The organism is Coleofasciculus sp. H7-1 (assembly GCF_057473865.1).
This window is the reverse complement of the sequence record NZ_JBYCCT010000064.1, coordinates 34128-58391: the sequence shown is the minus strand read 5'-3', so window position 1 is coordinate 58391 and position 24264 is coordinate 34128. Positions and strand designations below refer to the sequence as shown.

At 43.7% G+C, this 24264-nt stretch carries 23 protein-coding genes; 16 read left to right on the top strand and 7 right to left on the bottom strand.

Going from position 1 to position 24264, the window contains the following annotated elements; genetic code table 11:
- The first annotated feature begins 88 nt into the window (after window positions 1-88).
- The 9 genes from AC2VDX_RS15955 to AC2VDX_RS15915 all read left to right on the top strand — a co-directional run bounded on the left by AC2VDX_RS15955 (window position 89) and on the right by AC2VDX_RS15915 (window position 9595).
- Entirely contained in the window at window positions 89-1003 is a 915-nt protein-coding gene (locus tag AC2VDX_RS15955; RefSeq protein WP_378173697.1) for a phytanoyl-CoA dioxygenase family protein, read from the top strand.
- A 98-nt stretch (window positions 1004-1101) separates the two neighbouring features.
- Entirely contained in the window at window positions 1102-2460 is a 1359-nt protein-coding gene (locus AC2VDX_RS15950; protein ID WP_378173701.1) for a flippase, read from the top strand.
- A complete protein-coding gene (locus AC2VDX_RS15945) occupies window positions 2457-3650 on the top strand; it encodes a hypothetical protein (RefSeq protein WP_378173704.1) in 1194 nt (397 codons plus the stop codon). Before AC2VDX_RS15950 ends, AC2VDX_RS15945 begins: the two co-directional genes overlap by 4 nt.
- 2 nt (window positions 3651-3652) lie before the next feature.
- The gene (locus AC2VDX_RS15940) at window positions 3653-4567 is read left to right on the top strand and encodes a glycosyltransferase family 2 protein (protein WP_378173707.1); all 915 of its coding nucleotides are present in this window, start codon (window positions 3653-3655) and stop codon (window positions 4565-4567) included.
- A gap of 7 nt (window positions 4568-4574) precedes the next feature.
- Complete coding sequence (locus AC2VDX_RS15935; RefSeq protein ID WP_378173710.1) at window positions 4575-5192, top strand: acyltransferase; 618 nt, start codon at window positions 4575-4577, stop codon at window positions 5190-5192.
- Window positions 5193-5198: 6 nt separating this feature from the next.
- Complete coding sequence (locus AC2VDX_RS15930) at window positions 5199-5930, top strand: acyltransferase (protein ID WP_378173712.1); 732 nt, start codon at window positions 5199-5201, stop codon at window positions 5928-5930.
- A 63-nt stretch (window positions 5931-5993) separates the two neighbouring features.
- Window positions 5994-6917 (top strand): NAD-dependent epimerase/dehydratase family protein, encoded by a 924-nt coding sequence (locus AC2VDX_RS15925; protein ID WP_378173715.1) that lies wholly within the window; start codon window positions 5994-5996, stop codon window positions 6915-6917.
- Window positions 6911-8074: a glycosyltransferase family 4 protein gene (locus AC2VDX_RS15920; RefSeq protein WP_378173718.1), complete on the top strand. Its 1164-nt coding sequence runs from the start codon at window positions 6911-6913 to the stop codon at window positions 8072-8074. The genes AC2VDX_RS15925 and AC2VDX_RS15920 overlap by 7 nt, the downstream gene beginning before the upstream one ends.
- 30 nt (window positions 8075-8104) lie before the next feature.
- Window positions 8105-9595, top strand: a complete 1491-nt coding sequence (locus AC2VDX_RS15915) for a hypothetical protein (protein ID WP_378173720.1) — start codon at window positions 8105-8107, stop codon at window positions 9593-9595.
- Window positions 9596-9642: 47 nt separating this feature from the next.
- Here AC2VDX_RS15915 and AC2VDX_RS15910 read toward each other — a convergent pair whose 3' ends face one another.
- Window positions 9643-10245, bottom strand: a complete 603-nt coding sequence (locus AC2VDX_RS15910; RefSeq protein WP_378173723.1) for a methyltransferase domain-containing protein — start codon at window positions 10243-10245, stop codon at window positions 9643-9645.
- Between the two features lie 246 nt (window positions 10246-10491).
- Here AC2VDX_RS15910 and AC2VDX_RS15905 point away from each other — a divergent pair, with 246 nt between their 5' ends.
- From AC2VDX_RS15905 to AC2VDX_RS15895, 3 genes are all read left to right on the top strand, one after another.
- Complete coding sequence (locus tag AC2VDX_RS15905) at window positions 10492-11361, top strand: glycosyltransferase family 2 protein (RefSeq protein WP_378173726.1); 870 nt, start codon at window positions 10492-10494, stop codon at window positions 11359-11361.
- 98 nt (window positions 11362-11459) lie between these two features.
- Window positions 11460-12566: a glycosyltransferase family 4 protein gene (locus AC2VDX_RS15900; RefSeq protein ID WP_486928200.1), complete on the top strand. Its 1107-nt coding sequence runs from the start codon at window positions 11460-11462 to the stop codon at window positions 12564-12566.
- Window positions 12567-12707: 141 nt separating this feature from the next.
- A complete protein-coding gene (locus AC2VDX_RS15895; RefSeq protein WP_378173732.1) occupies window positions 12708-13958 on the top strand; it encodes a glycosyltransferase family 4 protein in 1251 nt (416 codons plus the stop codon).
- Between the two features lie 253 nt (window positions 13959-14211).
- Here AC2VDX_RS15895 and AC2VDX_RS15890 read toward each other — a convergent pair whose 3' ends face one another.
- Entirely contained in the window at window positions 14212-15537 is a 1326-nt protein-coding gene (locus AC2VDX_RS15890) for a TIGR03279 family radical SAM protein (RefSeq protein WP_378173735.1), read from the bottom strand.
- A 46-nt stretch (window positions 15538-15583) separates the two neighbouring features.
- Window positions 15584-16543 carry an undecaprenyl-diphosphate phosphatase gene (locus AC2VDX_RS15885; RefSeq protein WP_378173738.1) on the bottom strand — a complete coding sequence of 320 codons (960 nt, stop codon included), beginning with the start codon at window positions 16541-16543 and terminating at the stop codon, window positions 15584-15586.
- A 359-nt stretch (window positions 16544-16902) separates the two neighbouring features.
- Here AC2VDX_RS15885 and AC2VDX_RS15880 point away from each other — a divergent pair, with 359 nt between their 5' ends.
- Together AC2VDX_RS15880 and AC2VDX_RS15875 are read left to right on the top strand one after the other, a co-directional pair.
- Window positions 16903-17568: a DUF3120 domain-containing protein gene (locus AC2VDX_RS15880; RefSeq protein WP_378174066.1), complete on the top strand. Its 666-nt coding sequence runs from the start codon at window positions 16903-16905 to the stop codon at window positions 17566-17568.
- Between the two features lie 140 nt (window positions 17569-17708).
- Window positions 17709-18698 (top strand): adenylate/guanylate cyclase domain-containing protein, encoded by a 990-nt coding sequence (locus AC2VDX_RS15875; protein WP_378173741.1) that lies wholly within the window; start codon window positions 17709-17711, stop codon window positions 18696-18698.
- A gap of 160 nt (window positions 18699-18858) precedes the next feature.
- On the opposite strand, the gene lipB is transcribed toward AC2VDX_RS15875, so the two are convergent.
- Both lipB and AC2VDX_RS15865 read right to left on the bottom strand, forming a co-directional pair.
- Window positions 18859-19554 carry a lipoyl(octanoyl) transferase LipB gene (gene lipB, locus AC2VDX_RS15870; protein ID WP_378173743.1) on the bottom strand — a complete coding sequence of 232 codons (696 nt, stop codon included), beginning with the start codon at window positions 19552-19554 and terminating at the stop codon, window positions 18859-18861.
- Window positions 19555-19649: 95 nt separating this feature from the next.
- On the bottom strand, window positions 19650-19892 hold the full coding sequence (locus AC2VDX_RS15865; protein WP_486928199.1) for a hypothetical protein: 243 nt from the start codon (window positions 19890-19892) through the stop codon (window positions 19650-19652).
- 164 nt (window positions 19893-20056) lie between these two features.
- On the opposite strand from AC2VDX_RS15865, the gene hpf reads away from it, so the two are divergent.
- Window positions 20057-20713: a ribosome hibernation-promoting factor, HPF/YfiA family gene (hpf, locus tag AC2VDX_RS15860; protein ID WP_378173746.1), complete on the top strand. Its 657-nt coding sequence runs from the start codon at window positions 20057-20059 to the stop codon at window positions 20711-20713.
- Window positions 20714-21017: 304 nt separating this feature from the next.
- Here hpf and AC2VDX_RS15855 read toward each other — a convergent pair whose 3' ends face one another.
- On the bottom strand, window positions 21018-21917 hold the full coding sequence (locus AC2VDX_RS15855; protein ID WP_378173749.1) for a metal ABC transporter permease: 900 nt from the start codon (window positions 21915-21917) through the stop codon (window positions 21018-21020).
- A 151-nt stretch (window positions 21918-22068) separates the two neighbouring features.
- Complete coding sequence (locus tag AC2VDX_RS15850) at window positions 22069-22881, bottom strand: metal ABC transporter ATP-binding protein (protein WP_378173752.1); 813 nt, start codon at window positions 22879-22881, stop codon at window positions 22069-22071.
- A gap of 99 nt (window positions 22882-22980) precedes the next feature.
- On the opposite strand from AC2VDX_RS15850, the gene AC2VDX_RS15845 reads away from it, so the two are divergent.
- Entirely contained in the window at window positions 22981-24024 is a 1044-nt protein-coding gene (locus AC2VDX_RS15845) for a metal ABC transporter substrate-binding protein (RefSeq protein WP_378173754.1), read from the top strand.
- Window positions 24025-24264 lie beyond the last annotated feature (240 nt).

The window sequence follows — 24264 nt, the reverse complement described above, 5'->3', positions numbered from 1 at the left end:
GGATATTTACGTAGGAAATTTTTCTCGATATCTAATAATATACGGTTAAAAGTGAACTAAAACAATCGGTTTATAAAGGATTGAGTTTATGGACAGACCTAAAGATTATTACGAAACCAACGGATACTACGTATTTAGAAATCTCATTCCTGAAAATGTGATTGATAATATTTTAAAAGAGTATAACTCTAATATTCTTTCATCCAAATCTCCTTTCTTTAGGCAGTCAACTAATAAATGGGAAACCAATAGAATTACTCCCAACGGATACTCTGAAGAATCTTTCCGGGATGTTCACGATTACCCAGATTATCCAGCATTTACTGAGGCAGCCAAAGAAATTTTCTGTTTACAGCAGGTTAGAGAAGCACTGACTGAACTGACGGGTAGTGAGGAGCATAACCTCATGCAAACGATGTTCTTTGATATGAACACGGCTACTCCAGCTCATCAGGATTGGTACTATTTAGATTCCATGCCTAATGGTCATTTGTTAGCTGGATGGTTTGCTCTGGAAGACATCCACGAAGAAGCTGGTCGATTCTATGTTTTACCAACATCCCATCTCGTTGACTTTGAGTTAACGGATGATGAAAAACTATCTAATCGGTTTTACTTAGAAAAGTTGAAGGAGTATATCAACACTCACAAGAGTAATATTCAAGCTCCTGCCTTGAAAAAAGGGGATGTCCTGTTCTGGAACTCTAGAACTATTCACGGTTCCTTGGAAACACTCAATCCCCAATATTCTCGAAAATCTCTAACAGCTCATTATCTACCAGCGGTGTATGAATTCGGTAGCCGCAATGCAGAATCTCCGACTGCTGTAGATTATGCCACGTACAAAGGAATGAAGTATCGCTTGATTCCTTCAATGTATAAAAATTATTCAGCGGCTGCAAAACTGAAAACCGATTTCTTGCAGTATTTGTGGGAGCAACCAAAGTTGATGCGAACCGCAAAATTTGTAAGAAAAGTTTTGCAAGGTGCTAAAGGTAAATAATCAATTCCATTCTGTTTACCGCAACAACAAATAGGGTTCTGTAGCACGACCCAGTTCTCAAACCCTATCTTTATTCCTTCATAAATTGCCCAATTCTGATGTTAGACAAGCTGAGTCTGATAAATCAAAAGCTTAGCCCTGGTCTACGCAAGGTGTTCAGCAACATCGCGTGGCTGTTCGCTGACAAAATCCTCCAAATGGGCTTGAGCCTAATTGTAGGAATATGGGTGGCTCGCTATCTAGGGCCGGAACAGTTTGGCTTATTTAATTATGCGATCGCATTTGTAGCGTTGTTAGGGCCGATTGCCAATCTTGGGCTTGATAGCATCGTAGTGCGCGACATTGTGCGCGATCCATTTACCAAGAATGAAACGCTTGGGACTTCCCTAGCACTAAAACTTATTGGCGGTGCTGTAACAACTTTGTTAGCGGTTGGCGCAATTTCCTTACTACAGCCCCAGGACACTTTAACTCATTGGTTGGTAGGAATTATCGCTGCCGGAACCATTTTTCAAGCTTTCGAGACGATCGATCTTTGGTTCCGATCGCAAGTTCAATCCAAATATACAGTTGTTGTTAAAAATAGCGCCTATTTACTTGTCTGCGCTGTCAGAATTGTCTTAATTCAAATTAAAGCTCCTCTCATTGCATTTGCCTGGGCAAGATGTGGAGAACTTGCCTTAGCTGCTGTGGGATTGGTAATAATTTATCAGACAAGCGGACAGGATATAAAAGCATGGCGCAGCAGTCTTCCTCAGGCGAAGGACTTAATCAAAGAAAGTTGGCCCCTGATTGTATCGGGAATCGCAATTTATGTCTATTCCACCATCGATCAGGTCATGCTAGGTTCCTTCTCTGCCCAAGAACTGAAGTTCGATCCTAAATATGAATTAGGCATTTATGCAGCTGCTGTGAAGATATCGCAGATATTTGATTTCATCCCCTCTATCATGCAGATATCTTTTTTTTCCAAACTCACCGAAGCTAAGGCTCAAGGGGAGATTGAATATCTCAAAAAATTTCAGGCTTACTTTGATTTAACCTTAATTTTATGGCTGATAATAGCAATTCCAGTTTCACTGCTTTCCACTTACATCGTTCATTTCTTGTACGGAGATAAGTATGCAGCTTCAGCTACAATACTATCAATCTATGTTTGGTCACAGTTTGGTAGTGGTTTTGGTCTGGCCAGAAATGCGTTTATTATGATTGAAGGTAAAGCAAAAAATGAATTAGTTTTAACATTTACAGGAGCAGTAGTAAATATAATTTTAAATTTATATTTAATTCCCAAGTATGGGGCTGTTGGAGCCACTATAGCGACTTTGATTACTTATTTCATTGTGACTATACTTCTCAATTTTATAATTCCTGATTTAAAGCCTATCGGTAAGTTTATTTTACGTTCTTGTAATTTATATAAGGCTGCTACAAGAATTAAAGGAATAGTGCGATGATTGAAATAAAGCCAAATATTCAGCACCAATCTACCTGTCCCCACAGCGGTACAGCTCTTAAGCCTCAAGGTATTCTTTGGCAAGGAATGCATATTTGCGTAAAATCTAAATGCGACTCTTGCAATACAGAAATTATTGAGGATTTAGAAGTTGGTCATGCTGTCACCTTTCCTTATCAAGTTGATTTAGCAAAAGGCGACGTTTTTGGAAATGAATCTTGTAAATATTGGTTAGGCGAAAAGCTTCTTTCCTCTCTGCAAAATCCACAATCTGAAGAGATTGAGGTATCTAAAGAAGTTTTTAAGCAGCATCAACGTGTCATCATCTTAAACTGTATCGATTATCTTTATGGGCATAGCTTATTAAAGCTGCTAAATGTCCAAAGACATCTGGATAATTATCCGGATTGGGGCTTAATTGTCATCGTACCAAAGTTCTTGAGATGGATGGTTCCAGAGGACGTTACAGAAATTTGGACGGTGAATATCCCTTTACGACGGGGGCAATGCTACTATCCGAAATTTGAGCAATTTATCTCTGAGGAATCTAAGCGTTTTGATGAAATTTGCGTAAGCAAAGCATATTCTCATCCGAGGCATTTTGACATTAGTAAATTTACGCGGGTTCCCAGCCATAACTTTGATAAAGATCCAAACCAAATAACCTTTATTTGGCGCGACGATCGGATCTGGTGTAATCCGCTTCTCTTCAAAACCTTGAGAAAATTAAAAATGCTTGATATTGCCCTCAAGCTTCAGAATGAACGGGTGCAAAAACTATTTTTAAAGATTCGAGCTAGAGTTCCTTTAGCAAAGTTTGCGATCGCTGGTTTGGGAAGGAAAACTCAGTTTCCCGACTGGATTGAAGATTTGCGGGTAAACAAGTTTGATTCAGACACTGAGAGGCAGATGTGTCAAGTTTATTCCCAAAGCCGCTTGGTGATTGGTGTACATGGCTCTAATATGCTGCTACCTTCTGGTCATGCTGGCATGACTCTCGATCTGATGCCAGAAGAGCGCTGGGGAAACCTGGCGCAAGATATCCTCTATCAAGAGACAGATCCTAGATTGGCTGCTTTTCGATATCGCTATGTTTCGCTTCAAACTCCTCTGGATGAAATAGGAGCGATCGCTTCCAGTATGCTCCTACATTACTCCGAATTTAAGCAGAATATGACTGCTGACAAGTGACCATGAAAACTCCCGTTGCTCTGTTAATCTTTAAGCGACCTGAGACTACAGCCAAGGTTTTTGAGGCAATTCGTCAGGCAAAACCGCCTAAGCTTTTAGTAGTCGCTGATGGCCCTCGTGCCGATCGGCCAGGTGAAGCGGAAAAGTGCGCTGCTGCTCGTGCAATTATTGACACTGTAGATTGGGACTGCGAAGTTCTAAAAAATTATTCGGATGTCAACTTAGGCTGCGGGTTACGTCCAGCTACGGGTATTAATTGGGTATTTGAACAAGTAGAAGAAGCCATCCTTTTCGAGGATGATTGTTTACCTCATCCGACTTTCTTCCAGTTTTGCGAAGAGTTATTAGAAAAGTATCGTGATGATGAAAGGGTAATGAGTATCGCGGGAACCAATCTTTTAGGCGAACGGAAATTACCTAGACAAAGTTATTACTTTTCTTACTTTGGTGGAAATTGGGGTTGGGCATCCTGGCGCAGAGCCTGGAAATATTTTGATTATGACATTAAGCAATGGCCTGAAATTTTAGAGAGTCGGTTTCTAGAAAATTACTTAATGGTACCGAAATATTATTTATTTTGGCAAAAAATATTTCAAAATGCCTACCAAAATCAAAATAGATCCTGTTGGGATTATCAATGGCTGCTAGCTTGTTGGCTTCAACATGGATTAAAAATAGTGCCCGAAGTTAATTTAATTACGAATATTGGTTTTGGAGCTAATGCAACTCACACTTTTTCCACTGAAAATCCACTAGGTAAAATGGAGACGCAAGAAATTATATTTCCTTTAAAGCATCCTCCCTTTATGATTCGAGATGTGGAGGCAGACACCTTGTTTCAAGAAAATTTTTTTGACAATAGAAGCCTTTTTACTAAAGTCAAAAATAAATTTCAAAAAAGTTTGCTTAAGGAGTAATTGTCAGATGAACCCCTTCTTCAAAATTAAATCTAAGATTAATGCTGCTTTAGTCAATAAAAAATGTGTAATTGGCAATAATTCAAGTGTTTTAGACCATAATTTACTGGTGAGCCACGATCGTGATAAAAATAGTATTATTCTGGGCGACAACACTCACATTGAAGGCCAGTTAATGACTTTCCCCGGAGGAAAAATAAAAGTAGGAAATTTCTGTTATTTAGCCCAAGGCTCTAGAATTTGGTCAGACACTTTAATTGAAATAAAAGATAGAGCAATTATTGCTCATAATGTCAATATATTCGACAATCAAACTCATCCGCTCGATCCGGTAGCACGTCATCAGCAATTTGTTCACATTATCCAAAAAGGTTTTCCTAAAGATTTAAACCTAAATGGAAAATCCGTCATTATTGAAGAGGATGTTTGGATTGCTTGTAACTCAATTATTTTGAGAGGGGTGACGATTGGAAAATGCTCGATTATCGGTGCTGGGTCAGTCGTTACTAAAGATGTTCCTGCTTGGACGATTGTCGCGGGGAATCCAGCCCGGATTATTGGCAAGGTTCCTGAAGGTGAACAGAAGATTTTAAATGGCAAAGAAGTAGTGAGCGATCGCGGGTAAAAATTAATGAAGCGCTTTATAGTATCTAAACTAACAGACGCTCAAATAGACAGAATTAAATGGTTAGGAGGTAACTTAAAAGCCTATTTTACTAAAAGGCAGAATGTAGGTAAAAACTCTTATATTGATCCATCTGTTCATGTACTGGGGTGGGGTAATGTAAAAGTTGGTCAAAATTCAGTCATCGGTGAAGAAACAGTAATTGTAATTAATAAACGGGAAAAAGACAAAATCTCTGTCATTATTGGTGATAACTGTTTTGTAGGTCGCAGAAACTTTTATAGTGCTGGAGCTTTGATAAAAGTCGGCGACTATAGTTTAATTGGCAATGACTGTAAACTGTTAGGAAGTGGGCACGATTACATTTCTCCCTTTATTCCTTATCACACTGCTTCAACAACTACTGATGGAGTAATAGATATCGGCACAAATTGCTGGCTGGGTGTAGACGTGACTATTTTGAAAGGGGTCAAAGTAGGATACGGCTCAATCATTGGAGCTTGCACCGTAGTAAATTGTGATATTCCCCCATTCAGTGTGGTAGTAGGAAATCCATGTCGAATCGTTAAAAGATTTGATATGCGATCGCAAGAGTGGGTAAGGACTAAAGATTATTCTGAAGATGGCGATCAATATCTTCCTGGTGAAGATGAATATTTAGCAATATTAAAGAAAAATTTTCCCGCTACTAGAATGCCAACAATCGCTGTTAGCAAATTGTTCGGAGATTTAGAGTGACAAACTACAGAAGCCAAGAAGAGAGATAGCTGATTTTATGAACAAATTAAAATTTTTATTTTTATGAAAACCGTGCTAATTACAGGTGTGACAGGGTTTATCGGGCGATATGTTGCTCGTCAGTTTACAGAAACTGGATGGAGTGTTGTAGGGTTGGGAAATCGTCCTCCAGAGAATGCACCTAGACAAGATTTGTTTCGCTATCAACAATTAAATTTGCCTTCTGCCGAGCTAGCAAAAATTGTTCAAGAGTTGCAACCGGAAGTTTGTATTCACTGCGCTGGAAGAGCATCAGTGGAGCTTTCAATTAGCGATCCATCAGCAGATTTCAGCAACAGTGTCGCCGTCACTTTCAACCTTTTAAATACATTACGTCTTTATGTTCCAAAATGTCGTTTAATCTATCTTTCTAGTGCTGCTGTCTATGGAAATCCAGAAACATTACCCATTCGGGAAAACCAAAGCTTGAAGCCAATTTCCCCGTATGGCTTTCATAAGCTAATGTCCGAGCAACTTTGCGCTGAGTTTTTCCAAGTTTATAACTTACCCACTGCTATAGTACGCATTTTTTCTGGTTATGGACCAGGACTGAGGCGGCAAGTTCTTTGGGATATGTGTCAAAAAGCTTTGACAAACTCCGCACTAAAGTTACGAGGAACTGGCAACGAAAGCCGCGACTTTATTCATGGTAGAGATGTAGCAAGGGCACTTCATATTCTTTCTGAAAAAGCTAATTTTGAAGCCGAGGTTTATAACCTAGCGAATGGCGTCGAAACAACAATCAAAGAATTAGCAACATTAGTGTTAGCCAAACTGGGGGAAGATATTCCAGTTGGATTTGATAATAATACTCCTGTAGGAACTCCGATAAACTGGCAAGCCGATATGAGCAAACTTGCCAAAATTGGATTTACCCCTGAAGTAACGATAGAAAGGGGTGTAAACGTCTACGTTCAATGGTGTCGAGCTGAGATTTTAGGATGGTGAAAAATCTACATATTTGCCTCAACATGGTGGGTGGCTCTGGCTGGCTAGGGGGCGTGCTATATATTCAGAATTTAGCTCGCGCGATCGCCACTTTACCAGAAATAGAAAAAGCGAATATCAAGCTAACAATAGCCGTTCACGATAAAGATATAAATTTAATAGAACCAGCCCGCTGTTACGTTAACGAAATTTATGCTACTTCCAAGTGGCAGCGTGCCTACCTGAAAATTTGTAATCTTTTAGCTGAGCGTATTTCTTTCATTCCTCTGGAACTACTGAATCCTCAAAAAATAAATTTTCTCTACCCAGCTATAGCAGGAACCCGCGCACCTTATCAATGGGGAGGTTGGATTCCTGACTTTCAACACTATCACTTACCCCACCTTTTCTCTCAAGAAGAAATCGCTCAACGTAATCGAGATCAGCAACAAATTGCTCACGCTGCTCCTATCATCGTCCTCAGTAGCAAAATGGCGCAGGAAGACTTTAAACATCTTTATCCAGACGCTGCTTCTCGAAGTGTTGTAATGAACTTCGTAAGCTGTCCCGCACCCGAATGGTTTGAGTTAGATCCCAAACTAACTCAAGAAAATTATCAACTTCCAGATAATTTTTTCCTAGTCAGTAATCAATTCTGGAAACACAAAGATCATGCTGTAGTAATTGAAGCTTTGGGGTTACTGAAACAACAGGGACTTACACCTACAGTTGTCTGTACTGGAAGTGCTACTGATTATCGCAATCCTGATTATTACAATCACCTCCTGACAAGAATTGAGGAATTAGGAATTAGCGAACAAGTGCGTCTTTTAGGATTAATTCCTCGTGTAGATCAAATTCAGCTCATGAGGAGGTGTTTAGCTGTAATTCAGCCTTCCTTATTTGAAGGTTGGAGTACGGTTGTAGAGGACGCACGTTCTCTGGGTAAACCCATGTTACTTTCTGACTTTCCAGTTCACCTGGAGCAGAATCCTCCTGATTCTCACTTTTTTGAGCGCAGTAATGCGGAACAGCTAGCAGCACTCATTGATAAAACTTTTACTACCTTAACACCAGGACCAGATGTAGAAAAGGAAAGTTTAGCTAAACAGGATAATGTTGAGAAAATCAAAGGATATGGTAGACGTTTTTTAGAGATAGTACGCAGCGTTGTATAACTAGCCAAATTTTATTTAGGGATTTTTTAGATGTTGAAACGCTCAGAGAAATACTTACATTACGTAGTCTTTGATACGCTGAAAGATAAGAATGTTATTCCTCCAGTCTTTTTCTGGATAGCTGTAACTACTTTGTATGCAGTAGCGAATGCGCCGAAAAATAGGATAATCATGGCGTTTCAGGCAATCTTCAATCGCCTGCCCCAAGACTGGGTTTCTATAACTGTTCAAGCAATCGAAAGTCGTTTCACCCAAGGGTTGATTCGCCCAGAAATTTTAGCCGGAAATGCTCCGCAGCAACTAGCCGAGATTACTACTATCTACGGCATAATCCCTATCAAAGGATTTCTCTTTTTTATAGCGACTTTAGTAATTGCATACCCAATCTTAATATCGATTATTAAGTCGCGCTATTCACTATTTGAAGCTGGATTTAAAAGGAGAGCGATCGCGTCCCTAGCCATCTTCGCAATTATATCTTTACTCATCGTTCCTTTTCGCTATCCTTTAGGTCCAGGTGTAATGGGTTTAGAGTATGCCATTAGGAGTTTAGAGCCTTTTAGCCAAAATGCTGACTGGTACTATCGACGCTTGTTTATGCTAGCGATCGCTAACTTTATTCACATGAGTGGGCCGTTCCTATATTACATTTTTTCTCTAGCCTGTACCTATCTTTTAATCTTCTTGAGCTTAACATTTATCGAGTCTAAAATTTTTGGTTCAAAGGAGACTGAGGAGGGACAACAAGAAATTGAATCAAAATCGATAAATTATCAAAAACTTGGTTTATATTACCTTTCAATTGCAACCAGTAGTTATTTAATTTTTAATTGTCAATTTCCGGGTTATGTAGATCAGCTATTTTTTAGTCTGCTATTACTTCCAGCTTGTATTCCTATGACTCGGCAGGGAAGACTCGCAACTCTTGCTTTTGCCTTGGCGACACATGAAGCCAGTGCTTTTGTCTTCATCCCAATTGTTATCTTCTGTTTTCCCAGACGAGAAGTATTAACCGCTTTATCTTTAGTCCCCATTTACTGTTTTATCTGGTTTGCTGGCAGTGGATTTTCTCTGGATAGTCCAGTAAAGGCACACTTGATACTGGAGAATAAGACGGCATTGCAGTATTTAGCTGAAAACCCAATGTTGGGGTTAGCAGGCTTTTTCTTCTCCTACAAGCTATTGTGGATTATTACCCTCTATATCTTGTGGATACTTTGGCGTCAGGGCGAGACACTTTTGGTAGGCGCGATCGCTAGTATCATTGCATTCCCTATTTCTACAATGTTTTTGATTGTAGATACTAGCAGAAATGTAGGCTATGGCTTCTTTGGAATGTTAATCGCTTTTGCTATCCTAATTCGGGAAGAGAAAGTTTTTCCGGGGCATCGTATATTGTTTTATATTGCCCTCGTGAATGTTATTCTTCCTTCCTATTATATAGGTTTAAACACGGGGTTTCAGACTTATACGGGGCTTTATCATCTTATCCCTCTCTTCCCCTCCACTTATGTTCCATAGATATAAAATTTTCGGGTGAGCATTGCCCACCCTATTGGTTTTAATTATTATTTAATACATTCCATAAATAGGGATTCTGGGCGTTCTTCTCGTTCTGCAATACCTGCTATTTGACTGTCTCGATAGTTGCATCTAACCACTTCCCGAAATCCAGTATCTAAGAGGATTTTTCGCAACGAATTTTCGTTATAGTGCCAGTGGTGACGATTTTTTTCTAACGTCTGCGTTGCCTCTAAAAATTCTGTCAGAAATACTTCGGGACAGCTAGAATCGTAACTCTTTATTAATTGATCGAGGTCTGGAATTGCCACCCGAAACATTCCACCTGGCTTGAGAACTCGATAAACTTCCGAGATACAATTCAAGGCACCTTCAAGGTATAAATGCTCTAGTACATGAGAGGTATATGCTGCATCGACGCTATTATCGGGCCAGGGAAATTTTTTAGTCAGATCCAGATATGTAAGCTGACGAAAAATACCTTTTTGATGCTCCTCATATCGTTCTCGATCGAGCTTCCCCATTTTATACATAATATCGGGTAAAAAGGGGATTTTTGAAACCCAAATGTGAGGAGTAATATCAGTATTGATCCAGCCGGAGAAGATTCGGTCAAAAGAGCCTAAATTTAATTTCATTGTTGCAGACATATTGTTAACCTCAGAAAGTGAATTAAGCACCTTTAATCTAGCTTAATAAAAATTGATAGCAAGAATATTGAAAAGATTCTTTAATTTGTAAAAATAATGAATACAGACTTTGTTAAATTATAAAATATATGTTAATTAAAAAATCGATTACCTTGCTTCGCTGTCAATGTTCCCCATCGTTCCCAATTTTAGGGATAACATAGCTATTATGATAACTTACATTCATTTTAATAATTTGAGGCGCTGATGGGAAATACTAGCATAGCCGTTCTTATCACTTGCTATAACCGAAAGCAAAAGACCTTAGCAAGTCTACAGGCACTTTTTAACCAGGTACTCCCAACTGACGTTAATCTTTGCATATATCTTGTAGATGATGGCAGCAGTGACGGTACAGCAGCAGCCGTCAACCAAAACTATCCTCAAGTAAAGATTATCCAGGGAGATGGAAATTTATTCTGGAATGGAGGAATGCGGGTGGCATTTTCTGAAGCCATCAAGCACCCTCATGACTACCATCTCTGGCTGAATGATGACACGCTGATTTACCCAGAAGCTTTAAGTAATTTGCTGACAACCTCTCATCTTTTAGCCTCGAAAGGAGATGCAGCCATTGTAGCAGGGGCGACTTGCGATCCAGATACGAATACGGTTTCTTATGGCGGCGTCGTGAGAAGTACGTGGTGGCATCCCTTCAAATTTCGCTGGCTAGAACCGGGCGAAAAAGCTATACGATGTGACACCATGCATGGAAATTGTGTATTGATTCCTAAAGAAATATTCCAAGCAATCGGAAATTTAGATCCTGACTTCAAGCATTATGCGGGAGACTTTGATTATGGGTTACGCGCGAGACGCAAAGGATATACAGTTTGGCTAGCTCCGAGCTACATCGGAACCTGTTCGGGAAACCCTTTATACGCGAACTGGATGGATTCTAATTTGCCGATTCGCGAACGATGGCAAAAGGCAGAACAACCTAAAAATTTCACATTCCAAGAACGGAAGTTATTTGCTCAGCGCCATGCTGGGATTTTATGGCCTATTTATTGGTTGCTACCGTATAGAAAATTGCTTTTTTCAAGCTTTATCAAACGGGGACAGGTGGGAACATGAAAGTTAGACATTCTGACGGCAAAAAATTAAAGATAGACGCTCTCCGCATCGCCATTGTGATTCCCTCAGTCGAATTTGGCTCTTATTGGCGACCTGTTTTGTACGAACTTACGAAAATATGTAAAAATACAATTTTTTATACTGGCTGTCTTTGGCCGAAATTCGATGCTGACGCTCCTGGAGCTTCTGCGGTTAAACTTGTAGGAAAATTTAAATTTGTAGAAGCAACTCAAGTATCGGGTGGCTATGGTCGCGGTTTTATGGTAGCTTCACCGAAGATTGTGAATGAGTTACTTGAGTTTAAGCCTCATGTTGTCTTCGCCAGTGCTTTCTCTATATGGACTGTTTTGGCACTGCTTTTCAAACCGTTAGGAGGTTGGAAAGTTGTAATTATTTATGATGGCAGTTCACCTAATACGAACTTTGAAGATTCTAAACTTCGTACCTTGTCGCGTCGTTTAATGGTTCAATTTACAGATGCTTTTATTGCCAATAGTAATGATGGCAAAAAGTATCTTTATGAGGCAATTGGAGCGGATAAAAGTAAAATTTTTACTAAAACTTATCTAGTGCCTGAACCGCAAGCTTTGCGGGAACGTCTTGAAGCTGCTAAACCTAGTGAATTAGAGTTAAAACGTCCGGTTTTTCTATTTGTCGGACAAGTAATTTCTAGGAAAGGGATAAAGCCGTTGTTGGAGGCGTGTTCTCTGCTTCAAAGTCAGGGATATTCTAATTATTCGCTGCTGATTATTGGGGATGGAGCGCAACGCGAGGAGCTGGAAGTTTTTGTTAAAGACAACAATTTGACAGAGCTGGTTACGTGGACGGGATGGGTGGATTACGGGCAACTAGGGGCATATTTTCAGAATGCCGATGTCTTTGTTTTTCCTACCTTTGAAGATGTCTGGGGAATGGTGGTGCTGGAGGCGATGGTATTTGGCAAACCCATATTGTGTTCTAAAGGTGCAGGCGCTTATGAAATGGTGATAGAAGGAGAGAATGGGTATTTGTTCGATCCGCAAAATCCAGAAGAAATTGCTGAAGGGATGCGCCGTTTTATAGATAATCCAAATTTGATTGCTTCAATGGGAGAAAAATCCAAGCAATTGATAGGACAGTACACTCCAGAGACAGCAGCAAAATCAATGGCAGAAGTAGCAATGAATGTTTTACAAAAAAGTCAAATAAATGCCGAACGATATTGAATTAAGGCAGAGTCTCTAAAATTGCGTTTCCCAGCTTAGGCGGGGAACCAGAAAAATAATTTTGGAAAAGTGGGTAATTTTGAAAGTGGGTGGGAACTATAGATAGGGAAAGTTGCTAATTTTATAAGAGGTAAAAAGCCTATGAAAATCCTTCTGTCCGCATACGCTTGCGAGCCTGGGTGCGGCTCTGAGGAAGGGGTAGGCTGGAATACGGTTCGGCAAGTAGCGAATCATCACGAAGTTTGGGTGTTAACTCGAATTGGTTATCGTGCAGCAATTGAGACAGAGCTAGATCGTCACCCGGTTCCCAACTTGCACTTTGTTTATTTCGATCCGTTTAATTGGACGGAAGATTGGCGGAATAAGCAAGGGTTGGTGCAATTTCATTACTACCTTTGGCAAATACAAGCTTATTTTCTGGCAAGGCAGCTACATCGGGAGATTGGCTTTGACTTGGTGCGTCATGTCACTTATGTGAAACACTGGTCTCCTAGCTTTTTAGTACTGTTGCCAGTTCCCTTTATTTGGGGACCTGTCGGAGGCGCTGAATCGGCTCCAAAAGCTTTCTGGAAAGATTTTAGTCGGCGTGGCAAGGTTTACGAATTGCTGCGAAACTTGGCTCAATCGGTGGGTGAGCAAGATCCGTTTGTGCGACTGACAGCAAAGCGAAGTTGTGTGGGATTAGCAACCACTCAGGAGACAGCAGAACGGTTGCGATCGCTTGGAGTAAAAAATGTCCAAATCGCTTCGCAAGTGGGTTTATCTAAAGAAGAAATTAGTCAATTGGCGCACCATATTCTGCCTGATGATAGTCCAATACGGTTTATTACCGTGGGTCGCCTCATCCACTGGAAAGGAGTCCATCTGGGGATTCGAGCTTTTGCTTTGGCTCAAATTCCCAAAGCAGAATACTGGATTGTGGGAGATGGACGGGAACGGCAACAATTGGAAGCGATCGCTCACTCCCTGGGAGTGGCGGATAAAGTTCGCTTCTGGGGCGCTTTACCGCGCCAGGAAACCCTATCTAAAATTGGGCATTGCCACGTCCTCGTTCACCCCAGTCTGCACGAATCTGGGGGGTTTGTCTGTGCGGAAATGATGGCGGCGGGGCGTCCAGTCATTTGCTTGGATTTGGGAGGACCAGCGGTACAGGTAACGGAGGAAACTGGGATTAAGGTGGCTGCGATAGATCCCGAACAAGTAGCACGCGACGTAGCTGCGGCGATGACTCGTTTAGCTGAAGATCCAGCGTTACGGGTGCGAATGGGACAAGCAGGACAAAAGCGGGTGCAGGAAGTCTTTGATTGGGATCTCAAGGAAAGGCTTTTGCTCGATTTGTATGAAAAAATGCTGCCTCAGCCTGCTATCGGGACTTCAGTTACCGCAGAATAGACCTGCAAAAATACCCAGAACCCCTCCCCAACCCTCCCCGAAACGGAGAGGGAGTAAGATTTTCTCCCCCTGTTTCGGGGACTGTGGGGGTTAATTCGACTTTTGTAAGAACAGGACTTACGCAAAGCTTATACATATAGCATTTTTTCGGGTTCAATCCCCCTGTGGTTGCCCTTACTATGTGGTGATGTGCGGCGAGTCCATCCTCAGTTTAAAAACGAGGAATTCCAGACTTATCCTGAACATGAAGGATTCAGTGAATGCAGGCGTCGATGAGTTCTTCGATGCCGTTGATGGGCAAGATTGGTGTACTCAACTCAGTGGCGAGTTGTTCCACAGTCATGTCATCCAAGAAGCAAGAATCGCCGTGTTTTAGCATGACTGAGGGGAGAAGAATGCGATCGCCCAAATCTCTTCCCTTTAATTTCAGCAAATCTTGACCCGTTAACAAGCCGGTGACGCTAATCTCTTGTCCCCAGTATTCGCTACGCAACGCCGCCAGATTTACTTGCAATCCTTCCACTTGATTGAGGCATTGCACGATGGGTTCAAAGGCTTTTTCCACGGCATTACCCACTACCCAAGTTAATTTCCGGGGTGTCTTTAAACGTCGCGGCAGTTTTTTCTCTTGCACCTGCTGAAATTCCTTAAGGAACTGGCGAATCGAACCAACCCCATTGCCAATTTGAGGATAGTCTTCGTAGTCTGATTCTGGCGGTAATTCTTGCCCAGCAATTAAAAACCACTCATCGGCTAACCAGGCGAAAGTAGATCCCATCTGGTTGCGGAATTTCTCCTGGAGCGCCTGAACTTGCAAAATCACTTCAGCGGCTTTCTGGGGGGTCACTGGGGTTAGTTCGTCTTCGGTTGGACGGAAACGTGTCAAACCGACCGGAACCACTGCCACGGAGGCGACAGCCGGGATATCTCCCTTGTGAAAAGATGCTAAATCCCCCAGAGTGGTATCAAGGCGATCGCCATCGTTAATGCCGGGACAGAGAACAACCTGGGCATGGATTTGCAGACGCCGTTCTTGAAACCACCGCAGTTGCTGCAAAATCTGACCAGCGCGGAGATTTTTTAGCAGGCGGCTGCGTACTTCTGGTTCGGTAGCGTGGATGGAAACATAGAGGGGAGATAGGCGCATCTGCTCAATCCTGTCCCATTCCCGTTGGGTGAGATTGGTCAGAGTTAAGTATGAGCCATAGAGAAAGCTGAGGCGGTAGTCGTCATCTTTGAGATAAAGCGATCGCCTTTTACCGGGTGGCTGTTGGTCGATGAAGCAAAAAGGACAGCGGTTATTGCACTGAATTAAGCCATCAAATAGGGCAGTTTCAAATTCCAACCCCAAGTCATCGTCGTAGTCTTTCTCAATTTCCACCGAGTGGCTTTTCCCAGCAGTATCTAAAACTTCCAGTTCCAGCACTTCATCAGCACACAAAAACTGGTAGTCGATGAGGTCACGAGGGCGCATCCCGTTGATGGAAACAATTGCGTCTCCCGGTTCAAAACCGACTTCGGCGGCAATGGAGTCGGGGAGAACCTGGGTAATTAAGGCTGGACGAATAGAATCGCTCATAAAACTAGGAGGAAACGAACCGCTTCAGGCGCAGAGGAAAAAGTAATTAGACATTAGGTATTAGTTTGACGAAGAGCGCGCCCAAGATAGCTATCCCAAATGCTAACCGATACCAAATAAATACCCAGGTACTCTGGGTTTGCAGGAAGCGCAGCAGCCATGCGATCGCTAGATACGAAAATACCGCAGCTGAGATGACTCCTGCCACCAGAGGAAGCAACCCAGCATCTCCCAACCCTGTTTCTAAAACATCTTTTAATTCCACTAACCCCGCTAAAGTAATTGCTGGTATTCCCAATAAAAAAGAAAAGCGTGCAGCAGTTGCCCGTTCTAAATCCATAAATAGTCCAGCAGTCAGGGTGGAGCCGGAGCGAGAAACGCCGGGAATTAGCGCCAAAGCCTGCGCCAAGCCCATCAAAATGCCATCCCGAAGTGTTAATTGCTCAAAGTTACGCTTTTTATTCCCAATGCGCTCTGCAATGCCCAACAATAAAGCCATGAAAATAGAGGCAATAGCGATCGCTGCCATACTCCGCAACGGGGAGTTGTCAAAGTCGGGAATAAACTTTTTGATCAGCAGTCCAAAAAAGAGGATGGGTAACGTTCCCAAAACGATCCCCAGTGCCATGCGGAAGTCGTTGGATTCGTAATTCTTGTGGGCGATCGCTTTGAGGGCACCCGTCGTGATTTGCCTCAGATCCCCCCAGAAATACCACAGCACTGCGGCAATACTGCCCAGCTGAATCACGGCGGTAAAGGCAACCCCTGGATCGCCCCATCCCAGCGCCACCGGCACCACCTTCAAATGCGCCGTACTACTAATGGGCAGGAACTCAGTCAGCCCTTGCACCACGCCCAGAACCACCGATTGAAAGATATTCATCTGGGGTGTCGTTGCGGCGACGGGTGCCACGTCTTGCGCCCTTACCATCATCGCTTCTAAGGGGAAAGTCAACGCAGCACCAGCACCTAAAAGCGCGAACATTTTCCGTTTTGATACAGCCATGAAATCCTCTAGTAAGCAGCATTGCAGACAAGTCAGCCTTTCTTCTTGGAGAGTCACCAGCAGAGGCATCTTGCGCCACTACACATGAGACGGCATTTTTTACGAAATCTCCTACTCTCAGCGCCGAGTCTACCCCAAATTCCAACAAATTTTCTCACCCCCGCACTCCTAAAAGCTACTTGTCTTGCTCAATAAAACTCAGCTAAGATTCCCATATCCCCCCCTAGGGCATTTTTCTTGTGATATCTTGAAAGATGTAAACTAAAGTAAAGAATATTAACAAAATCTTGTTTAACGATACCTGGTTTTCTAACTCATCTTCTTCTGTCCCTGGTAATCTCCAAAAGCCAAGTAAAACTCTGTTGGGGCTTTTTGATTGGGGAATTGGCACCCGTCAAGCTTGGTTAGTTTTCGCAGCTGCGTCTTTTCTGGTGTCAGTGCCAGTGTTTGTGCAAGCCCCTTTAGTGCGGCTGCTGCCAGAACTGAGTTTAGTGATGACAGCCGGGTGGGTTTGGCTGAGTGTGGTTCTCAGACGGCGTCCTGCGACTCATGTGTGGGGAGATTTGCTGCTGGGATTTAGCTGGAGTTGGTTGGCAGGCTCGATTTATTGGGGCTGGATGCGTTGGGAACCCACGATCCACTTGCCGGTGGAAGCAATTGGTTTACCGTTTGCCTTATGGTGTTTGGGGCGTCGTTGGGGTCTAGTCGGCAACCTATTTTATCTTGGCTCCCTGTTTGGCACGGCAGTAACAGATATATACTTCTACTTAGCTGGTTTGATTCCACACTGGCGAACCGTCATGCAAGTTGCACCAAGCGAGGCATCATTGGTTTTTCAAAGTGCGATCGCCCAAGTTAGCACCCCCTGGGGAACAAGTTGGGCAATCGTGCTTCTGGCAGTCCTACTAGGTGTTGGTCTGGTACCATTGCGATCGCGCCAGCTGCATTGGTGGGCGTTTGGTGGAGCCGTTTTGAGTACAATTTTGGTAGACGGTCTGTTTTGGCTGGCTGCTACTATGGCTTGAAAATATCTGAAAGTGTCCCCTGAAAAATTTATTGGTGTAGGGACATCTAGCCACCAAGGTTCCCAAATTACCCATCAGAGCTTCCAGAAGAAAGCTAAAATTTAACCACTTCATACGATGCGTCGTCGCTTCTCTAGCCTGTGGTGACTTTGCGACCCACTCCTTACTTGCTCCTTCGTACCGAGTCCGGCAATCGCTATCTCCCCTTGGTGAGTAGTAACTGCTGGACAGTTGGTCGCAGTGACGACAACAATTTTGTGTTGCCAGATCGTTGGATTTCTCGCAACCATGCAATGTTGCAGTGTACCGAAACCGGCGAGTTCTACCTAATTGACTTAGGAAGTCGCAACGGCTCCTTTGTCAATGGCAGACGAGTCAGTATTCCGGTTACTTTACGCAATGGCGATCGCCTCACCTTTGGTCAGACGGATCTAGAGTTTCACTGTCCCACTGCCAACCGCAACAATGAGCCATTGCCAAGTGGGGACAAGGATACGCTGACTTCAACTTTGCACGTACGCCGCCTGATGTCAGTCATGGTGGTAGACATCCGCGACTTCACGGTACTCACCCGGCAACTGGATGAAAAGATATTATCGGCGGTGATTGGCACCTGGTTCCGTCATGCAGGAAATATCATCCGACAGTATGGCAGCTGGGTTGATAAATATATTGGCGATGCGGTCATGGCGATTTGGTTTCATGGCCCCCAAGGAGTGACCGAGGAGGATATGCTCAACATTTGTCAAGCGGTGAGCGACCTCCATAAAATCACAATGGACTTGAGTAATAAATATCCCGTGCCCTTTCCGCTGCGAATTGGGGCAGGAATTAATACGGGTTTTGCAATGGTTGGTAACACGGGCAGTGGCGATCGCCCCGATTACACCGCGATTGGGGATACGGTGAATGCGGCATTTCGTCTGGAATCTGCCACCAAGCAACTGGGTCTGGATATTGCTGTGGGAGAAACCACTCACGAATATCTCATCTCTTTGGCAAAACAAGAGACTGGTTTTAAGCAATATATCGTCAATCTAAAGGGCTATGAAGTGCCCACTGTGACCTATGCAGGCTCCTACGCTGACTTGGATAGTTTTTTGCAGGTTAACACGCTCAATAAGGGCTAATGGAAGAATGGAAAATTTCCGCAAAAGCTAAAAATCCAAAATCTGCGTAGGTTGGGTTGAGGAACGAAACCCAACAAATGCTTATGCGTGTTAGGTTTCGTTCCTCAACCCAACCTACAACTAATGGCTATAACTAATGGCTAATGGTCACAATAAACAATTAGCAATTTTGCACAATTAGCTGAACGCGGAAAACTTTCGCAAAGGCTTTCGCCACTTCTTGGCGCACCTGGTGCAAGTCAATTCCGGGAACGAACTGGGCGAGACTGCCAACCGACTTATCGGCAATGCCGCAGGGGATAATGCGCTCAAATCCGCTGAGATCGGGACAAACATTTAAGGCAAAGCCGTGCATGGTAATCCACTTGCTGACCTTAATGCCAATCGCTGCCACCTTACAGCCTTGCAGCCAAACGCCAGTCATTCCGGCAACGCGATCGCCCTTTAACCCGTAAACATCCAGCACCCGAATCAATACCTCTTCCAACTGTCGCAAGTACCAGTGCAAATCTTGCCGGTAATAGCGCAGATTGAGAATTGGGTAGCCCACCAGCTGACCCGGACAGTGGTATGTCACCTCACCCCCTCGTTCCACTCGGAAAACCTCCCAGTCGGTCGCTGCGGGGTCAAATTTAAGAAATTCCAGACTGGCTCCCTGTCCGAGCGTGTAAACCGGCGGATGCTCTAGCAAAATCAGGGCGTCAGCCATACTAGGGTCGTTGATGCGTTCGGAAACCAGCGATCGCTGCCAATCCCAAGCTGCCGAATAGGGCATCCGCCCCCGATTGTATAGCCAGAGTTGGCGCAGTTGCTCAGAGGCATTCCCGACAGAATCTTCAGACTTACTTAAAATCATGGCAAAAATCAACAGTAATTTGACTTATATTTTCTGCATAATTAATCTGCTGGAATCAAGAAATGTCAAAAGATGCAAAGGATTCTGAAGAGAAGTCAAAGGCAGAAGTTCTCTAGAATACAAAGTGCTAGTGTTGAAGTTATAACCTCAAGTGTTGAGGGAGGACGCCTCTTCAAAACCACCCCAAAATTAGACTTGGCGATCGCAACCAAGCTGGGGAACGTACATTCGGTTAAATAGCACCCTAGGAAACCTAAACTGTGAACATCGGCAGTTGCTACTCGTGCGATCGCTCTGCTGGCAACTCCTCTAGCTGAGGGGGCTGCAAGCAAGAACATCCTAGCAACAGTGTGAAATCGGGAAAAAATTTGTATCTCTCAAAGTTTTGGCTCCGTTCAACGTTTGCTTACACCAAAAAACGGGCACGTGATTGCTACTGAGAAAGTCGCAATTCTTGTGGGCTTTCTGAATTATCACAACGGTACAGCATGGAGTATCCGGTATGAAGCTTGTTATCCACGGCAAAAACATTGAAATTACCGACGCGATTCGTGAGTATGTAAATCAAAAAATTGAAAAGGCAGTCAGCCACTTTCAGAGTTTGACGAGCGAAGTAGACGTGCATCTTAGTGTGGCTCGCAATCCCCGGATAAATCCAAAACAAGCGGCTGAAGTGACTATCTTTGCCAATGGTACAGTGATCCGCGCTGAAGAGAGCAGCGAGAGTCTCTACGCGAGCATTGACCTGGTTGCAGATAAAATTGCTCGAAAACTGCGGAAATATAAAGAAAAACGTCTGGATCAGAAGACCCAAGCTCAGCTCAAGACTGGCATCGTGGTAGAACCAGAGCCAGTGGCAGAGGATCTGATTGGTTCGCGCACCCCCGAACTCCCCTCAGAAGTGGTGCGTACCAAATACTTCGCGATGCCGCCAATGACGATGGACGAAGCCTTGGAACAGTTGCAACTGGTGGATCATGACTTCTATATGTTCCGCAATGCCGAAAGCGGTGAGATTAACGTCATTTATGAGCGCAACCACGGTGGTTATGGAGTGATTCTGCCGCGTAACGGCAATGGACATACCGATCGCAAAAATGGCAAAACTGACCACCACAGCAGTGGAACGCCAGAAAAGTCAAGCTCTGCAAAGGGATAAACCGAACTGAAGAGCATCTAGATTCTCGTCCCCAGGCTTAGTCGATACTGTAGGGTTATCCACAAGGAATGCTCGTACAGTATCGATTTCACAGTATCGCCCCACAAGTCATAGATAAACTTTTTCAACTTAACCTTGACTTATCGAGCTATATATAGTAAAGAGATATTTTTAAGACGGTTTGAGAATTGTAGGCGATCGCACTCTCGTACAAGGAGTTCCTCCAGGTAGCACAGGAGCAGGTAGAGACATCCAAGAAGTTTTTGGACAAAAAATATTGACTTGATTTGGATATCTCTACGTCTTACAAGCGCGATCTCATCAGCTGTTTCAACTCTCGCCAAAATGGCGGGATTTGCCCAAAATCCGATTGTTTATTAGTGAAGATTCCGTAGCTGGGGCTGAATAATAAAGCTAAAACAAATAATCCCGATACAACTAATACAATCGCTGGGCCAGAAGGCAGATTCTGGTAATAACTGAGATACATCCCGCTGATGCTGGAAATAATGCCAATTCCTGCCCCAACTATCATTACATTGTGCAGCCGCTTCACTAATAAATAGGCGGTTGCTCCTGGTGTAATTAGCAGCGATAGCACTAGGATGACACCCACGGCTTTCATGCTGGCAACAATTGTTAAGGCAATCAGCAGCATTAAGCCAAAATTGAGCAAGTTGGTAGGCAATCCAGCTGCTTGCGCTCCCAGTGGATCGAAGGTATAAAACAATAATTCTTTGTACAGTAGCACGACCACCAATAGGACAATTGCGGCAATGATGGCGGTGTCGCGGACTTCTTCAACGGTAACACCCAGAATATTGCCGAATAAGAAGTGATTGAGGTCGATTTTGTTATCTTTTTGGATCGTGGTAATTAGGGTAACGCCGAGGGCAAAAAAGGCGGAGAAAACGATACCCATTGCAGCATCTTCTTTAATTGGCGATCGCGTCCTGATCCAAGCGATCGCCATTGTACTCAAAACCCCGGCGATAAATGCCCCGACAAAGATATTAGCTCCCACCATAAACGCGATCGCTAACCCCGGCAAAACCGAGTGGCTGATGGCATCTCCCAGCAATGCCAGCCGTTGCACCATCAGGTAGCTGCCGACAACAGCGCACAGCAAACCGACGAGAATGGCAATAATCAGCGATCGCTGCATAAAGCCGTACTGCAACGGCTCAATCAACACTTCTAACATAAAAATTTAGAGGATTCTAACCGCTCCAGGCGCAAAGGATACAAAGTTTAAGAAGGACGAGTGAGAAGTGATTTCTTTAATTTAAAACTCACTCCGGGCGGGTTGATTCAATATATTTCTAGGCGGATAGATAATTTGCTCAAAACCGCCTCTACGCAGCTGCATCTGTAAAGAACATCACCTGTCCACTATAGGCACGATACAGATTTTCCTGACTCAGCACCTCTTGGCGCGAACCGGAGGCAATTAACTCAGTATTCAATAAAATTAAGTCATCAAAGTGGGTGATAGATGCTCCCAAGTCGTGGTTGACGACAAGAACTGTTTTCCCAGCGTCGGCGAGTTCGTGGAAAATGTCAAAAATAATCGCTTGGGTTTTCTGATCGATCCCGGCAAACGGCTCATCAAAGCAGAAAACCTCTGCCTGCTGCGCCAAAGCCCTGGCTAAAAATACCCGCTGCTGCTGTCCTCCAGAGAGTTGTCCAATGGGGCGATCGCGGTAATCGCTCATTCCCACCCGATCCAGGGCATCTGCCGCCACTCGTCGGCTCACAGATGAGAAGCGACGAAACCAGCCAGTTTTCTTGACACGCCCCATCATTACCGCATCCCAAACGGTCGCGGGATAAGTCCAGTCAATTTGCGATCGCTGCGGCACATACGCCACCCGTTCCCGTTGCTCCATCAAAGGTTTATCGCCATACAGCACCGTGCCACCCGCCACGGGAATCAACCCCAGCATCGCCTTCATCAAGGTACTCTTTCCGGCACCATTGGGACCAATAATCCCTGTTAAACGTCCCGGTGCCACCACACAACTGACATTCCGTAGCGCCTCAACCGTGCGGTACTGCACTCCCACCTGGCTGATGTTAATCGTTGCAGATGCGTCTAGCGGGGCGGCTGTCAGATGGCAAACCATTTTTGCCCAATCAGTATCAGGGGAGAAGGTGGCAGTATTCATAGGGTGGTTTTATCTTGCTTTCTTTTTAGATTACTCTAATAATGAAAAGAATATGAAAACATCTATAAAGAGAAATAATCTGAAAGATAGGTGAAATTGATGGTACAGCACCCTAGACTCTACCGAAAGGCAAAAGAAAGTTATTTTTGCCCTGGTTCCCAAGCAAAATCTGGGAATCCTCTAGCTCTGGTTTCTAGCCTTTGCCTGGGAATACTCTTGCCTTTTGCCTTATTCAGCTGTACCCAGCCAAACTCAAATCGTGCGAATCCAATTGCCAACGGCAAACCTAATGTAGTTGCCACCAGTACCATCATTGAAGACTTGGCTGCAAAGGTGGCGGGAGACGAAATTCAGCTCCAAGGAATCCTCAAACCGGGAACTGATCCCCACGTTTATGAACCTGTGCCCCAAGATAGTCAGGCTTTGGAGAAAGCGAACCTGATTCTGTATAACGGCTACAACCTCGAACCAGGGCTGATTAAGCTGATGAACGCAACCGGCGGCGAGATTCGCAAAGTTGCTGTGGGGGAAGCCGTGAAGCCTTTGCAACTGGATAAAGGCAGAGAAGTGGTGCCAGATCCCCATGTTTGGGGCGATGTTGATAATGTCATTCAAATGGTAGATGCCATTCGTGACGCCTTGATTGAGCTATTACCCGAAGACAGAGAGAAATTTACTCAGAATGCGGCACAGCTAACGGGTGAATTAAAACAACTGGATGGTTGGATTACCCAGGAAATTAAAACTATCCCAGAAAATAAGCGCAAATTAGTAACAACCCACGACGCTTTTCAATATTATGCTCGTGCCTACAGCATTCCCGTTGCTGGCACTTTGATTGGCATCAGTACGGAAGAACAACCCAGTGCCCAAACAGTACAGCGATTAGTAGAATCTGTGAAGGCGGCAACTGTACCGGCGATTTTTGCAGAAACAACGATTAACCCAGCTTTGATTAAGACGGTAGCAGAGGAATCTGGAGTAAAATTAGCCCCACGCCAACTCTATTCTGACTCGATTGGTGCTGCTGGTAGCGATGGAGATTCTTATATTAATATGATGGTTGCGAATACCCGCACTATTGTGGAAGCTTTGGGGGGTAAATACACGCCATTTGAGGGAGCAAAGACACCGAAGAAATAAGCTGTTTAGATTAACTAGCGTCAATCAAGATAAAGAGCGATCGCTTCCCTATCCTCACCTGCATCAAACTGAAGCTAGAGTATGTTACAAAAAGCGATCGCTCTAAAGCTTACACTTTAAACTTAACTGCCTTATTATCGGGACAAGGTTCCAAAATTCCTTCAAATAAGCTAAGACTCAAAGTATATAATCTTTCTACATTAAAGGTCAAAGCTACAGACTAACCTGTAAAGATTCCGC